General features: G+C 66.6%; 15 protein-coding genes and 1 tRNA gene. 2 read left to right on the top strand and 14 right to left on the bottom strand.

The genetic code is table 11. The annotated features are described in order from the left end of the window. Window positions 1-15 precede the first annotated feature (15 nt). From OG300_RS35010 to OG300_RS34990, 5 genes are all read right to left on the bottom strand, one after another. Window positions 16-1440, bottom strand: a complete 1425-nt coding sequence (locus tag OG300_RS35010) for a sensor histidine kinase (protein WP_405488482.1) — start codon at window positions 1438-1440, stop codon at window positions 16-18. Between the two features lie 56 nt (window positions 1441-1496). After that, complete coding sequence (locus OG300_RS35005) at window positions 1497-2231, bottom strand: response regulator transcription factor (protein ID WP_405488480.1); 735 nt, start codon at window positions 2229-2231, stop codon at window positions 1497-1499. A 153-nt stretch (window positions 2232-2384) separates the two neighbouring features. Continuing rightward, window positions 2385-2456, bottom strand: a tRNA-Thr gene (locus tag OG300_RS35000). Window positions 2457-2620: 164 nt separating this feature from the next. Continuing rightward, a complete protein-coding gene (locus OG300_RS34995; RefSeq protein WP_019931522.1) occupies window positions 2621-2863 on the bottom strand; it encodes an MbtH family protein in 243 nt (80 codons plus the stop codon). Between the two features lie 140 nt (window positions 2864-3003). Next, the gene (locus OG300_RS34990) at window positions 3004-3837 is read right to left on the bottom strand and encodes an alpha/beta fold hydrolase (protein ID WP_405488478.1); all 834 of its coding nucleotides are present in this window, start codon (window positions 3835-3837) and stop codon (window positions 3004-3006) included. 192 nt (window positions 3838-4029) lie between these two features. Between OG300_RS34990 and OG300_RS34985 the strand changes: the two genes are divergently transcribed. Beyond that, a complete protein-coding gene (locus tag OG300_RS34985; RefSeq protein WP_405488476.1) occupies window positions 4030-4197 on the top strand; it encodes a hypothetical protein in 168 nt (55 codons plus the stop codon). A 3-nt stretch (window positions 4198-4200) separates the two neighbouring features. After that, on the top strand, window positions 4201-5682 hold the full coding sequence (locus OG300_RS34980; protein WP_405488474.1) for a trehalose-6-phosphate synthase: 1482 nt from the start codon (window positions 4201-4203) through the stop codon (window positions 5680-5682). A gap of 54 nt (window positions 5683-5736) precedes the next feature. Here OG300_RS34980 and OG300_RS34975 read toward each other — a convergent pair whose 3' ends face one another. From OG300_RS34975 to OG300_RS34935, 9 genes are all read right to left on the bottom strand, one after another. Then, the gene (locus tag OG300_RS34975) at window positions 5737-6708 is read right to left on the bottom strand and encodes an oxidoreductase (protein ID WP_405488472.1); all 972 of its coding nucleotides are present in this window, start codon (window positions 6706-6708) and stop codon (window positions 5737-5739) included. Between the two features lie 97 nt (window positions 6709-6805). Beyond that, window positions 6806-7789 carry a 3-oxoacyl-ACP synthase III family protein gene (locus OG300_RS34970; protein ID WP_405488470.1) on the bottom strand — a complete coding sequence of 328 codons (984 nt, stop codon included), beginning with the start codon at window positions 7787-7789 and terminating at the stop codon, window positions 6806-6808. A 188-nt stretch (window positions 7790-7977) separates the two neighbouring features. Beyond that, the gene (locus OG300_RS34965; protein WP_405488468.1) at window positions 7978-8466 is read right to left on the bottom strand and encodes a h domain protein; all 489 of its coding nucleotides are present in this window, start codon (window positions 8464-8466) and stop codon (window positions 7978-7980) included. Continuing rightward, window positions 8463-9335, bottom strand: coding sequence for a hypothetical protein (locus OG300_RS34960; protein ID WP_405488466.1), 873 nt, complete (start codon window positions 9333-9335; stop codon window positions 8463-8465). Before OG300_RS34960 ends, OG300_RS34965 begins: the two co-directional genes overlap by 4 nt. Further along, window positions 9332-10741, bottom strand: coding sequence for an MCE family protein (locus OG300_RS34955; RefSeq protein ID WP_405488464.1), 1410 nt, complete (start codon window positions 10739-10741; stop codon window positions 9332-9334). The genes OG300_RS34960 and OG300_RS34955 overlap by 4 nt, the downstream gene beginning before the upstream one ends. Continuing rightward, entirely contained in the window at window positions 10738-11976 is a 1239-nt protein-coding gene (locus OG300_RS34950) for an MCE family protein (RefSeq protein ID WP_405488462.1), read from the bottom strand. Before OG300_RS34950 ends, OG300_RS34955 begins: the two co-directional genes overlap by 4 nt. Continuing rightward, a complete protein-coding gene (locus tag OG300_RS34945) occupies window positions 11976-13223 on the bottom strand; it encodes an MCE family protein (protein WP_405488461.1) in 1248 nt (415 codons plus the stop codon). Before OG300_RS34945 ends, OG300_RS34950 begins: the two co-directional genes overlap by 1 nt. Then, window positions 13220-14281 (bottom strand): MCE family protein, encoded by a 1062-nt coding sequence (locus OG300_RS34940; protein WP_405488459.1) that lies wholly within the window; start codon window positions 14279-14281, stop codon window positions 13220-13222. Before OG300_RS34940 ends, OG300_RS34945 begins: the two co-directional genes overlap by 4 nt. Further along, window positions 14278-15303, bottom strand: a complete 1026-nt coding sequence (locus OG300_RS34935) for an MCE family protein (RefSeq protein ID WP_405498800.1) — start codon at window positions 15301-15303, stop codon at window positions 14278-14280. The genes OG300_RS34940 and OG300_RS34935 overlap by 4 nt, the downstream gene beginning before the upstream one ends. Between the last annotated feature and the right edge of the window lies 1 nt (window position 15304).

The following is a 15304-nucleotide window of genomic DNA, read 5'->3' as shown; positions in this document are numbered from 1 at the left end:
ATCACCTTCGGGCGGTTACCGACTCACCTTCGGCGCCGACTTCGGTTCGCGCGGCAGCCGGACCGCGAAGACGGTGCCCTCGCCCGGGGTGCTGGTCACCGAGACCGTGCCCTCGTGCGCGGTGACCAGGGCCTGCACGATCGACAACCCCAACCCGGTGCCACCACTGGCCCGGGTGCGCGAGGAGTCGGTCCGATAGAAGCGTTCGAAGACCCGCTCGGCCTGCTCGGGTTCCAGACCCGGACCGGTATCGGCGACCTCCACCAGCATGGTGTCCTCGCCGGGAGTGAGGCGGACGGTGACATTCGCCTCGGGCGGGGTGTGGGCCAGGGCATTGTTGAGCAGGTTGGCCAGCACCTGACGCAGGCGGGTTTCGTCGCCCATCATCTCCAAGGTGCCGGCGCCGGAACAGATTTCGAGATCGATCTTGCGCTCCGGACCCTCCGGATTCTGCACGGCGGCCAGCGCGCGGGCACTGTGCACGGCATCGCTGGCCAGCATGAGCAGGTCCACCGGGCGACGTTCGACCGGGCGCTGGGCATCCAGGCGAGCCAGCATGAGCAGGTCCTCGACCAGCAGGCCCATCCGCTTGGATTCGCGTTCGATGCGGTCCATCAGCAGTTCCGGATCGGTGATCGCGCCCTGCCGGTACAGCTCCGAGAAGCCGGTGATGCTGGTCAGCGGAGTACGCAGTTCGTGGCTGGCATCGGCGATGAACTGCCGCATCTTGGCCTCGGACCGGTGTGCCGCCTCCTCGGACGCCTCGGTGGCGGCGAACGCCTGCTGGATCTGGGTCAGCATGGTGTTCAACGACTGCGAGAGGTGATCGACCTCGGTGTCGGTGCCGCGCACCGGAACTCGCTGGTGCAGATCACCGCCCGCGATGGCCGCTGCCGTGCGCTCCACCTCGCGCAGTGGCCGCAGACTGCGCCGGATCACCACCCGCGCGACCGCGGCCAGCGCGGCCAGCACGAGCGCGCCGATCACCAGCTGCAACACGATGAGTTTGTCCAGCAGCGAATTGGTTTCGTCCATGCGCAGCGCGACGGTGCTGGTGCCGTATTCGTTGACGGTCCGCAGCACCCGCCATTCCTCGCTCGACGCTCCGACGGAACCGACTGTGGCGGGCCGGTTTCCGAGGTCGGCGGGCAGATCGGGCTGCTGTGCCCCGGCGGGCAGGTTCAAGGTCAGCTGTCCGTCGGTGTCGGCCACCTGCACCCAGTACAGGTGCGGCGGCCGTTCCCGCCCGCGCACGGTGGGCAGCGGTTCGGGCCGCTGCGCGCCGGGCGCGGCCCAGCTGTGCGCCGCGTCGTAGAGCTGCCGGTCGATGCGTTCGATGAGCACATTGCGCATCAGCGAGGTGACCGCGATGCCGGAGACCAGCAGGCCGAAGCCGACCAGCGAGACCAGGGCGAGAACGAGGGTGGTGCGAAGCGGCACAGCGGCAAGTTTGTCGGCGACCTTACGGCGCACAGTACGAGCAGCCTGTGCCGCGTTCACGTCGCCGCCGACTTGCCGCGCGGCTCCCGCATCACGTATCCGACCCCGCGCAGGGTGTGGATGAGCCGGTCCGGCCCGGTGTCGACCTTCTTGCGCAGGTAGGAGACGTAGGTTTCGACCACGCCGACCTCACCGCCGAAGTCGTAGCGCCACACGTGATCCAGGATCCGCGGCTTGCTCAGCACCGTGCCCGCGTTGACCAGGAAGTAGCGCAGCAGGGTGAACTCGGTGGGCGACAGCGAGATCGGCTCGCCCGCCTTCCACACCTCGTGGGTGTCGTCGTCGAGTTCGATGTCGGCGAAGCGCAATCGGGAGGATTTGGTCTCCGGCGCGGCGCGTCCGGCGCGGCGCAGGATGACCCGCAGCCGGGCCACCACTTCCTCGAGGCTGAACGGTTTGGTCACGTAATCGTCCGCGCCGAGGGTCAATCCGGTGATCTTGTCGTCCACGTCGTCGCGGGCGGTCAAGAACAGCACGGGGGCATCGATGCCGTCGGCGCGCAGTCGCCGTAGCAATCCGAAACCATCCATACCGGGCATCATCACGTCCACGATGAGCGCATCGGGCCGGAAGGTCTTGGCCTTGTCGAGTCCCTCCGTGCCGCTGGCCGCGCTGGCTACCTCGAACCCCTGATAGCGCAGGCTCACCGACAACAACTCGACAATCATCGGCTCGTCGTCGACGACGAGGACCCTGGCCTCGGACTCACGCTGCGCGGGCACACCTGTCATGACCTCATATTCTGGCCTCCCCCCGCGAAGAACCTGGCCCTTCCCTGTGTGTTTCCTGGGAACGGTGCGTCGCGGCCGGTCAGTGCCACCGCGACACGCCGAGCGCCGAAAACGACGAACGCCGGTCGATTTCTCGACCGACGTACGTCCAGGAGCCCCCTGTCAGGATTGAACTGACGACCTTCGCTTTACAAGAGCGGTGCTCTACCACTGAGCTAAGGAGGCGGAAAACGGATGCATCATAACCGGGTGGGCCGGCTGCGCGGAAAAGCCGGCGTCCCAGCAGGACCGACGATGCTAGAGACAGCCCGAACGCGGCCGTGCGACGCTGGGAGCGTCACCGGCCGCACTCGTTGAGCCGTTCGCACAGTATCGGACCAACCGCAGTGTCAGGACTGAGCCGCCTGACGGGCCGCGTCGTCCGCTGCCATCGCATCACGCAGACTCTTGGGCCGCATGTCGGTCCAGTTCTTCTCGACGTACTCGACGCATGCGGCGCGGGAATCCTCGCCGAACACGACTCGCCAACCCGCCGGGACCTCGGCGAAAGCCGGCCACAGGGAGTGCTGTTCCTCATCGTTGACCAGGACGAAGAACCGGCCGTCTTCGTCATCGAAGGGATTGGTGCTCATTTCACCTCACTGGATACTGGCGCTGTGTACGGGAACGCTGACGGATCGTTCAGCCATCGAAATGCTGGAACAAACCCCCGACGTTGCTTCGACCCTAGCAAGGCAGGCGTTACGGCTGGGCGGTTACCTGCGCTCTTGTCCTAGGCCGCGAAGAATTCGAGCAGGATCTTGTTGACTGCCTCGGGTCGTTCGAGGTAGCCGAAGTGCCCGGCGTCCGGAACTTCCTGATAGCGGCCGCCCGGAATCGCGTCGGCGACCTCACGCGCCAGGTAGGGCGGAATCATGCGGTCGTCCGCGAAGCCTACCGACAGGCACGGCACGGTGATCGCCCGGTACGCCGCGATCCGGTCGAAGTCGTGGTCCATGCGCCGCTGCGCCCGCACGCCGGGAGTGACCGGGCCGCCGGTGAATTCGAACAGATCCAGCCAGTCTCGGGCGGCATTGGTGTCGGCCATGGTGGCCGGGGAGAGGTTCATCAGCGCGGTGATGGCGGCCTCGTACTTGGCGGGCAGCCGCACGCCGCCCGCGTCGAGTTCGTGCTCGCCGAACGACAGCGTCTTCTGGAACTGGTCGAGGCGGCCGTGCCCGGCCAGGAAGACGGCCTTGCGCACCAGGTCCGGCCGGGCCAGCGCGAGCTCCTGCGCGACCCGTGAACCCATGGACTGCCCGACCACCAAAGCCGGTCCCTCACCGAGGAATTCGATGAGCGCGGCGGTATCGCGCACCAGATCGTCGATGTGGATCCCGTTCGCCGATTCGGTGGACGGGGCGATGCCGCGGTTGTCGAAGGTGCAGACCCGGTATCCGGCCGCGAGCAGCGCGGGCACCTGATGCAGTTCCCACACCCGCCCGGCGCTGCCGGTACCCATGATCATGACGACCAGCGGGCCCGCGCCCTTGACGTCGGTGCCCTTGGTCCGGTCTCCCTTGACCTGGTAGTTCAGTGAGATTCCGTTCACCGTCGCCACCGGCATACTCGCTGTCCCTTCATCGGTGCTGCGTCTGCGTGCACTGGCCACCGTATCCAACGCCGCTCACCATTGCGTTTCGGGTTCGCAATACACCGACCGGACAGGTGCGCCGATCCGGGCGGATACGATGGACGCACTCGCACCGACCCGCCTGTGGGTGCAGATCGAGAGCTGACTTCTCCGAGAGGACATGAGATGGTCGCGAAGACCGGCGCCAACGACATCGCGGACGACGATCTGGAACCGCTCGCCGATGAAACCGCTCGCCAAGCTCAGCGCGTAGTGGCCGCCTACGCCACCGATGCCGACGAATGCCGCATGCTGCTGTCGATGCTCGGTATCGCCCCGACACGAGGCGAATGACCCGTGCACCCGGATAACTCCGGTTCCGGTTTCGTCGTTGTCGCCAACCGACTACCGGTCGACCTGGAGCGCCTGCCCGATGGCAGCACCCGATGGAAGCGCAGCCCCGGCGGCCTGGTGACCGCCCTGGAGCCGGTGCTGCGAAACAACAAGGGGGCGTGGGTCGGCTGGGCCGGCGTCCCGGACGTGGATCTCGACCCGATCGTCGAGGACGGCCTGGAGCTGCATCCGGTGCCGCTGACCTCGGACGAGGTCGAGGACTACTACGAGGGCTTCTCCAATGGCACCCTGTGGCCGCTGTATCACGACGTGATCGTGCGGCCGGTCTACGACCGCAAGTGGTGGCAGGCCTATGTCCAGGTCAACCGCCGTTTCGCCGAGTACACCGCGAAGGTGGCGGCGGAGGGCGCGACGGTCTGGGTGCAGGACTACCAGCTGCAGCTGGTGCCGAAGATGCTGCGCATGCTGCGCCCCGATCTGACCATCGGCTTCTTCCTGCACATTCCGTTCCCGCCGGTGGAACTGTTCATGCAGATGCCTTGGCGCACAGAGATAGTCGAGGGCCTGCTGGGCGCGGACCTGATCGGCTTCCACCTCCCCGGTGGCGCGCAGAACTTCCTGTACCTGGCCAGAAGGCTTGCCGGGCAACCGACTTCGCGCGGCACCGTGGGCGTGCGCTCGAAACTCGGTGTGGTGCAGGTGGGTTTCCGCACCGTCCGGGTGGGCGCGTTCCCGATCTCGATCGCCTCCACCGAGATGGACGAGTATTCGCGGCACCGCAGCGTGCGCGAGCGGGCCGCGAAAATCCGTGCGGAACTGGGCAATCCGAAAACCATCCTGCTGGGTGTGGACCGCCTGGACTACACCAAGGGCATCGACATCCGCCTCGCCGCACTGGAGGAGTTGCTCGCGGACGGCCGCGTCGACCCCACCGAGACGGTGATGGTGCAGCTGGCCACCCCCAGCCGCGAACGCGTCGAGTCCTACATCCAGATGCGTGGCGATATCGAACGCCAGGTGGGCCGGATCAACGGCGAGTACGCCCGCGTCGGCTACCCGGTGGTGCACTACCTGCACCGCCCGATCCCCCGCGAAGAACTGATCTCCTTCTTCGTGGCCGCCGACGTCATGGTGGTGACCCCGCTGCGGGACGGCATGAACCTGGTCGCCAAGGAGTACGTGGCCTGCCAGGGCGGCCTCACCGGCGCCCTGGTGCTGAGCGAATTCACCGGCGCCGCAGCCGAATTGCGCCAGGCCTACCTGTGCAACCCGCACGACCTGGACAGCGTCAAGGACGCCCTGGTGGGTGCCATCGACGACGACCGCGACACCCGTCGCCGCCGCATGCGCTCGCTGCGCCGCCAGGTCCTCACCCACGACGTGGACCGCTGGGCCCGAGCCTTCCTCGACGCCCTGGCCACCGACCGGGTGGCGGGCAGCGCCCTGCTCACCGATGACGACGTCGACCCGGACGTGCATCGCTGATTTTCCGAAACAGCAACGCCCCCTGCGGATTCCGCAGGGGGCGTGGTTCGCGGGTCAGGCCCCGGCCTCGACCCCGTCGACAACATCCTCGAACCGGTAGGTGACCCCGGTCAGTCGCTCCGACTCGGCCCACAGCCGCGCCGCCAACTCGGGATCGCGGGCCTGTTCACTGGATTCGTTGATCACCGGATACCCCTTGGTGAATCCGGTGGGCCCGAAGAACTCTCCGCCCCGCACGCCCGGATCGGTGCCCGCCCGCAGCGTCGGCAGCGCCCCCATCTCCACGGTCTGCATGATGAACCGGAACATCCACCGCGTGGACGGCTTGGCGAAGAACGCCACCGCGGGCCCGAAGTTCGCCGCGAACCCCGACTCCGCCGCCCCCGGATGCGCCAGCACCGAGCTCACCGACGACTCGGTCCCGTTGAGCTGCCGCTGCAACTCGAACGCGAACAGCGCGTTGGCGACCTTCGACTGCCCGTAAACCGGGTACCCCTTGTACTTCCGCCGTGTGAACTCGAGATCATCCAGCTCGAACGAGGCCCCGCGCTGCGCCGAGTCCCCACTGGTCACCGTGACCACCCGCCCCTGCGGCGCGGCCCGCAACAGATCCAGCACCAGACCCGTGAACGCGAACGGCCCGAGATGGTTTGTCCCGAAAGTGGATTCGAACCCGTCCACGGTCACCGACCGCTCCCGATTCAGCACACCCGCATTGTTGACCAGCAGATCCACCTGATCGACCTCGTCGTGCAACCGCGCGGCAGCCGCGCGCACCGACTCCAGCGAGGCCAGATCCACTGCCAGGAAGGGCAATTCGGCCCCCGGCACGGCCGCCCGAATCTCCGCCGCCGCCGCATCCGCCTTCGCCGCGTTCCGGCAAGCCAGCACCACCCGAGCCCCGTGCGCCGCAAGCTGTTTCGCGGTCTCCAACCCGAGCCCACCGCTGGCCCCGGTGACCACGGCGGTCTTCGCGCTCAAATCTGGAATGTCCGCCGAAGTCCACGGCGCCGCCTTGTCTGCCACGATACGATCCCGCCTCTTCCGAATCCTGCACTGCTCCGTCCGGAAGCCTAGATCGACCGCTCCGCCCCGGCCACCCGGCGACCACTGACTCGACGCGTCAGTACCACTTCACCACGGTCGCACCGGAACTGATCCCACCGCCGACCCCCGCCAGCAGAATCGTCTCGCCACGCCGCAGGGGCCGCTCGAGGTGCGCCTCGTGCAACGTGATCGGAATGGACGCCGCCCCCGTATTCCCGTACCGCGGCGCGGTCACCGGCACCCGTGCGGGATCCACCCCGAGCGCGTCGATGAACGCCTCGATCATCCGCATGTTCGCCTGATGGAAGATGACCCGATCCAAATCCTTTGGTGCGAGCCCACATTCACCGAGCACCTGCTCGATCAGCTTGGGCAGCGCCGACAGCACATGGTCGCGCACGGCCCGCCCGTCCATCCGAAAGAACTGCTCCCCCGCCTCCCACGCCCCCGGATCCAAGGGCCGCGCCGACCCGCCCCCGGGCACCCCCACGAGCGGATGCAACCTGCCATCCGTGCTCAACCGGCTGGCCGTGATCCCGTACCCCTCCGGCACCACCCCGACCAGCGTCGCCCCCGCCCCGTCCCCGAACAGGCTCACCGTCCGCACATCCCGCCGATCGAGGATCCGCGAGTACATATCCACCCCGACCACCAGCACCGCACCCTCGCGGTCCAGCCCCCGATCCAGCAGCCCCGCCGCCGTATTCAACGCGAACAGATACCCCGCGCACACCGCGTTCACATCGAACGCCGGAACCCCGTACAACTCGAGCTTGTCCTGCAATATCGCCGCGGTCGCAGGCTGCGGCTGATCCCCGGTGGAGGTGGCCACGATGATCCCACTGATCCGCGGCCACGCCGCCCGATCCGTGCCCAGCAGATCAATGCACGCCGCATACGCCAGATCCGATGCAGCCGTATCGTTTTCCCCATACCGCCGCTCGAACACCCCGGTCCGACTGCGAATCCACTCCTCATCCACCCCGGACCATTCGGCGATGGCGGTATTGTCGACAACCACCGGCGGGACATAGCCACCCGTCCGCAGAATCCCGATCAATCCCCGGCCCTCCTGCCTGTCCGTAAGCGCCGTCCCGTACCCGAGCTTCCTTCGGAGCCTAGATCGATACGCGTGCCGCGACCAGTCGACTACCGCGCAGGACTACGGCCCTTCCGGGGCCCCATACGTACGCCTGCGGCCCCGGACCAAGGTCCGGGGCCGCAGTACTCGAATGTTCGGGAGATCGACTAGGTCGTCTTGATGTCCGAAACCAGCCAGCTGTCACCGTTTTTGGTGAGGTGTACCTCGAGGCGGTCGCTGGCGAGTGTCTCCTGGCCCGACTGGGAGTTGGAGAAGCGCTGGTCCGCGATCACCAGGACGGTCGCGCTGCTGCGGGTCGCGTTGATGATGCCGGTCGCCGAGACGATGGTCTGGACGTCGAGCTTCTTCTCCTTGGCCGCCGGGATCGCCTGCTCGTTGATCACCTTCAGATAGGAGTCGCGGTAGGGGCCCGACAGCTTGTCGGCGACCTTCGGCAGTTCCTTCTCGGCGGAGTCGTAGTTGTAGGTGAAGAGGTCCTCCACCACGTCCTGCGCGAACGTGGTCGCGGAGGTGCGGTTGCGCTCGGCGGTGCGGTCGGACCAGAAGCGGTCGCCGACAAGCGATCCCGCGACCACGGCCGCGATCAGGAGAACGCCGGCGACGGCGAAGAGGATGTTACGAGGGGTGATTTTCACGGCACCAGCTCCCAGCCCGTGGCGGTGACGGTGCCGCCGGTGTGGTTCACGGTCACCCGGAAGCGATAGTCCTTCTGCATCGGACCGTTGGACGCGGCATTGGACACGGTCTGCTGCGCCAGCAACAGCACCTTGGCCGAGTTGGCGTCATCGCTTTCCAGCGCCGCGGAGATGATCTTGCCGGAGGACTGCACCTTCATCTGCTCGAAGACTTTTTTGTAGTCGTCCCGGTTCACCGCGAGATCGTCCTTGAGACCGCCGCCCGCGACCGCGAACAGGCGGTCCAGGTCCGGACCGGCGGTATCGGACTTCACCGTCACCATGTCGATGTAGGCCTGCTTGGCGACCTGGACGTACTCCGCGCGCCGCTCACTGAGCGCATCGGACCGGTTCTGGTGGTAGAAGAACAGGCCACCCGAGCCGATCAGCACCAGCGTCGAGATCAGGGCGACCGCGGCGGCGATCGAACCCGACCGGCCGAGCGCGGCGTAGATCCGCCGGACCCGCGACTTCGACTCGGCGCCTTCGGATTCCGATTCGGCCGCCGCGTCGGCTGCTGGCACCCCAGCCGACTCGGCCGCAGCCGAGTCCTCGACCACCGCGACCACGAATTCCGGTTCCGCTTCGGCGGATTCGGTTTCGGCGGCGACCTCGACCGGTGCCGCCGGCTCGGTGGCCGCGGGCTCGACGGACGCAACCGACGTCGCCTCGGCGACCGGAGTCGGCTGCACATCCTCGACCGGTTTCGGACTCACGGCGGCGACCGAGGTCTCCTTGACCTCGATGGCGCCGTCACCCTCGACGGGCGGACCCGCCCGGCGGACGACGCGCCGCCGAGTGCGGTCTCGGTTTGCTGGGGTTTCGCTCATCGCGTTGGCTCCTGAAGCAGCTGTTGCCAGCTCGACGGCACCTTGGTGGAACCATCTGCATTGACGTCTCCCCGACGGTACACGTGACCATCAGGTCCGACGAAGGTGCCGGTGCCCGGATCCTCGTGCGCGATGAAGGGCGCGTGCTGGTCTCCCAGCACCTTGTCGAGCGGCTGCCCGTTGTTGTCCACCGGGTTCGGCGCACCGAACGGCGGGTTGTCGCCCTCGGGCTGATAGCCGTTGGGATCGTGGCAGAGCTCGGGAGTCGGCGCACGCTTGCCGGGCACATCGACACACGGGGTATTGCGGATACCGCGCACCGCTTCCTTGGCGTTCTGCGGCACCTTGCAGTACATGTTGGCCGGAGTCTGGATCTCGGAGAGATCGGCGGGCGAGCGCCGCTCGGACGCGGGCAGGAAGCCGGTCGTACAACCCGGCGGGTCGTTGAGGCCGAGCATGAAGTCGACCATGGCGCCGTTCTGCACGGGCCCGCGAATGGCGGTCAGCAGTCCTGAGAGCAGCGGCGGGTACAGGACCAGGATCTGCTCGAGCCCGGCGTGATAGGTCATCCCGACCTGCCCGACGCTGAGCATATTGGCGAGCATGATCGGCAGCGTCGGCTTCAGGTCCTGGAAGGTCGCGTTCACCTTCTGCAGCGTGGACGGCGCCTGCTGCAGGATCGCCTTGAGCGACGGATCATGTTGCCGCAGTTGATCGGTGACGGTGGCGAGGTCCTTGGTCCAGCCCCGGACATCGTCGGAGGTCTGGTTCTGGGTGTCGAGCAGCGGACCGATCTTGTCCAGCAGATCCTTGGTGGCGTCGGTGTTGCCCTTGGCCTCCTGCACCAGCAGAGAGGCCGAGTCGATGAACCGCTGCAGGTCGGGCCCGGCGCCGTTGAAGGCGACGAACGCGTCGTTGATGACCTCTTGCAGCTTGGTGTCGGCGACGGTGGACAGCAGCCGATCGGCCTGATCGAGCATCGCCCCGACGTCCTGGGGCAGCTTGGTCTGGTCCACCGTGATGACCGAACCGTCGTGCAGGTTGCCGCCCTTGGGATTATCGGCCGGAACCAGATCGACGAACTGCTCGCCGATGGCCGACACGCTCTTCACGTAGGCCGTCACATCGGTGGGGATCTTGTAGTCGCTGTCGATGGACAACTTGGCGTCCACGCCGGCCGGGGTGAGCTTGACGTCGGACACCTTGCCGACGTTGGTGCCGCGGTAGGCCACGTTCGCGGTGGGGTACAGCCCACCGGTCGCGGCCAATTGCACTGTGACGCCGTATCTTCCGATCCCGAACATGGCCGGGATCTTCACGTAGCTGCCACCCATCACGGTCAGGCCGATGATGGTCAGCACCGAGAAGATGGCCAGCTGGACCTTGACGAACCTACTGAGTTTCACTTCCCGTCACCCCCTTGCTGCGCGGGCACGGTCAGTCCCGGAATGGCCGGCAGACCCGGAATCGGCGGCAGCCCGGCGATACTCGGCGTCGGCGTCGGCGTGGTGGTCTGTGGCGCGGTCTTCAGCGGATCGGTGAGCGGATCGCCGATGCCCTGCGGGAACTTCTGCGTCACACCGGTTCCGAGGGTCGCCTCGGCACCGCCCAGGCTGCCGCCCAGCGGAGTGCCCGTCAGGAAGTTGGAGTCCAGCCGAGCGCCGGTGAGGTCGACCGTCATGAACAGGTTCATGTAGTCGCCCTTGATGACCTTGTCGATGTTCTTGATCGGGAACGGGAAGGTCAGCAGCCACTGCAGCGAGTCGACGAGCTTGCTGCCGGTCGCGGCCAGCGACTGCAGCGCGGGCTCCAGATTCGCCAGGTCGGCCTTCAGATTGTCACCGCCCTGATCGATCACCTTGTTCACGGTGTCGCTCAAACCACCAAGGGCCGTAATGGCTTTGGTGACGTTCTCGCGGCGATCGGCGAGCACGGTGAGCGCCGGGTGGATCTGGGTGATGGCCTTGGTGACATCATCCTTCTGCTGCGCGAACACCCCGGCGAACCGGTCCAGCCCGCTCATCGCGGCGATGATGTCACCGGTCTGCTTGTCCAGGGTGGTGGTCAGCTGGTTCAGCTGCGGCAGCAGGTCCCGAATCGCGTCGGTGCGCCCCTTGAAGGTCGCGTCGAGCTCCTTGGTGATGGTCTCCACCTGGGAGATGCCACCGCCGTTGAGCACCACCGAGAGCGAGGACAGCGTCTGCTCGGTGGTCGGATAGGCCCCGGCGCGTTCGAGCGGGATCAGATCCCCTCCCTGCAACCGCCCCTGGGCCGGGGTGTCGGTCGGCGCGGCCAGCTCCACGTGGTTGCTGCCCAGCAGACTGGTCTGCCCGATGCGCGCGATGGCGTTGGCGGGCAACGTGACTCCCTTCTCCAGGGAGAGCGTGACCAGTGCGTGCCAATCCTGCACCTCGATGCCGGTGACCGTGCCGACGGACACGTCGTTCACCATGACCGGCGAATTACGGGTCAGCGTGGTCACATTCGGCATCTGGACCTTGACCTGCCAGGAGCCCGCCCCGGTGCCGGGTGATTCCGGCATGGGCAGGGAGTTCAGCCCGTCCCACTGGCAGCCGCTCACACCGAACACCGCGACCACGCTGATCGCCATGCCCGCCAAGCGAATTCGTCGACTGTTCATCAGTGTCCACCTCCGGTGAGCAGGTCGGAGAGCGACTTGGGCGAGGCGACCTGCGAACCGTCGGCCGCCGGCGCCTGGTTGGCCAGGCTCGACGGACTGTAGGTCAGCTGGTTGGGGAACGCGTTCTGCTCGGTCGCCGGATTCACCAGCAGCGGCGGGTAATTCATCATCAGCGATTGGATGACGGGCGCCAGGTACTGCCTGCAGAGCTCGGCGCTGTGCGCGGAATCGTTGACCGGGTCGGCTTCGACACCGCCGCACAGGAATGCGGTCGGATTCGCGAAGTTCGGGGCGCCCAGCGCACCGGTGAGCGTGCCCTGGGCCGGCTTGTAGAGCTGGTAGAAGTTCACCAGCGCGGTGGGGGCGGAGTGCATGATCCGCTCCAGTTCCGGCTTCTTGTCCGCGAGGATCTGGGTGGCGTCCGCCAGCTTCTGCACGCTGTCGGTCAGCGCGCCGCCGCGACTGTCGAGGAAATGCTTCACATCGCCGATCGCGGAGTCCAGATTGTCCAGTCCCGCACCGAGATCGGTGGAGACCCCGGCCAGTACCGAGGACACCGAGGCCAGTCGACCGCCGAACTGCACGATCTGATCGTTGGACTTGGACAGCACATCGACGAACTTCTGCAGGTTCTGGATGGTGCCGAACAGGTCGGTGCGGCCGTCGGAGAGCGTGCTCAGCGTGCTGGACAGCTCTTTGAGGGTGTCGCGGAAGGCCTGGGCATTGCCGTTGCCGAGGTTGTCGGCCGCCGTGTTGATGGCCCGGCCGAAGGATCCCTGCTTGTCCTCGCCGATCGGACCGAGCGCGGTCGACAGCCGGGTCAGCTGAGCTTTGATGTCGTCCCATTCCACCGGAACGGCGGTGCGCTCCACCGGAATCTGCGCGCCGTCGCCCATCTTCGCCCCGCCGGTGTAGGCGGGCGCGAGCTGGATGAACCGCGCCGAGACCAGCGACGGAGAGATGATGACGGCCTTGGCGTCGCTGGGCACGTCGACGCCGCGGTCGACGGTCAGCTTCACCGTCACCCGGTCCTTGCCCGGCTCGATGGAGTCGATGCGGCCGACCTTCACGCCGAGCACCCGGATCTCGTCACCGGCGTACAGACCGTTGGTCGAGGGGAAGTACGCGGTGATGTGCTTCTTGCCGATGTCGGAGACCAGTCCGTAGACCAGCCACCCGGCCAGCGCGACCACCACGGCCGCGGCGGTGAGCTTGGTCCACCGCGGCACCGTGCGAAGTCTGTTCATCGCGGCGGCTCCTTGGGATTGGTCTGGGTCTGGAACGCGCCGTTGAGCATGTTCTGCAGCGAGTCCGGCAGATGCTGCGGCCACACCATGGAGTCGACCAGTATCTGCAGTGCCGGGCTGGCGCCGTTGGCCAGGTAGGCCTGGAAGTACGGTCCGCTACCGACCTGCTCGCCGAGCGCGGCCTCGAACGGGCCGAGTTCGTCGACCGCCTTGCTGATGTTGTCCTTGTTCTTGGTCAGTGTGTCCAGCACCGAATTCAGCTTGTCCAGAGTCGGTTTCAGCTGCGCTTCGTTGTCGTTCACGAAGCCGGTGAGCTGCTGTGCCAGACCGTTGATGTAGACGATCAGCTGGCTCAGCGAGGCCCGGCGGTCGTTCAGCTCGCCGAGCAGGCTGTTGCCGTCGACCAGCAGCGAATTGATCTGCACGGCACGATCACCCAGCACCTTGGTGACGTTCTGGGCGTGCGAGAGCAGGTCGGTGAGCGCCTTGTCGCGGGCATTGAGGCTGCGCGAGAGCGCCGTGACGCCGTCGAGCGCCGACCGCAGCGGTCCCGGGGTGTCGGCGAAGGCTTCCGAGAGCGTGTCCAGGGTCTTGTTGACCTGGTCGGTGTCCATGCCCTTCACGTCCGTCGCCAGTTCACCGAGCGCGTCGGTGAGCGAGTACGGAGAAGTGGTGCGCTCCAAGGGGATCGGCTGATCCTCGCGCATCGCACCGTCGCCGGTCGGCACCACCTCGAGCGACTTGCGGCCCAGCACGGTGTTGGTCTTGATGGCCGCGGTGGTCTTGGTGCCCAGCGGAATCGCCTCGTCGAGGCTGAACTTGATCTCGACCTTCGGGCCGTCCAGCTTCACGGACTCGACCTCGCCGGACTTCACGCCGGCCACCTGCACCTGGTCGCCGGGCAGCAGCCCGCCGGCATCGGCGAAGTAGGCGGTGAAGACCGCACCCGAACGGATGAACGGCAGCTTGTCGAACTGCAAGGCAGTCAGGCAGATCGAGACCACCAGCACGATGCCGACCAGGCCGACATTGATCAGCGGTGAGCGTTGTTGGTTCAATTCGGCGCACACCTTCCTGTGTTCTGACCGCCCGGCAGGGTGATGCGAGTGGTTCCGCCGCCCGGCGCGTCGACGAGAAGGGCCGCGCCGCAGACGAACATGTTCAAGAACGAACCGTAGGAGCCGATCCGAATCAGTTTCTTGTAGGTCTCGGGCAACAGACCCAGCACGTAGTTCAGATCGTCGGTGTGATCGTCCAGGTTCTGCGACAGCGTGCCGAGCTGCTGGAAGTCCGCCTTCAGATCCGGGCGCACCTGCATCAGCAGATCATTGAGTCCGCCGGTGGCCGTGGCCAATCGGGGCAGTGCGTCACCGATCGGGTCCTTGTCCGCCGCGAGACCGCTTACGAGGCGCTGCAATTCGGTCAAGGTGGTCTGGAAGTCCGCGTTGTTCTGATCGATGGTGCCGAGCACCGTCTTCAGATTCTCGATCACGCTGCCGATCAACGCATCCCGGTCGGCCAGGGTCTTGCTGAAGGAGCCGCCGCTGTTGAGCAGCGACACCAGCGTGCCGCCTTGTCCCTGGAACACCTGCAGCAGCGCACCGGTCAGGTCGTTGACCTGATCCGGATTCAGGCCGCGCAGCAGCGGTTTCATGCCGCCGAGCAGCATGTCCAGGTCGAGTGCGGGCTTGGTCTGGGAGACGCCGAGGGTGGCGCCCTTGCCCAGCGGCTGCGCCGTGCCCGGGCCGTCCATCAGCTCCAGGTAGCGGTTGCCGACGAGATCCTCGTAGCGCACCGCGGCCTGGGTACCGGAGTAGATGTGGTACTGGCGGTCGAGATCGAAGTCCACGTGCGCCAGATGGTCCTTGCCGACGTAGACCCGGCTCACCGAGCCCACCGGAACACCCGCGATGCGCACCTTCGAACCGGGCAGCATCCCGGCCGAACTGGTGAAGATCGCGTGGTATCCGGTCGAGCGGGAGAAGCGCATCTCGCTGAAGATCACGCCGAGCCCGGCCAGCACCAGCACCATGACCAGGGTGAAGATCCCCAGCTTCACGGTGCTCGCATGCGGTTTGATT

The organism is Nocardia sp. NBC_00511, from assembly GCF_045161165.1.
In the GTDB taxonomy this organism is placed as follows: Bacteria; Actinomycetota; Actinomycetes; order Mycobacteriales; family Mycobacteriaceae; genus Nocardia.
Note: the sequence above shows the minus strand (reverse complement) of the source record. Positions and strands in the feature narration are given on the sequence as shown.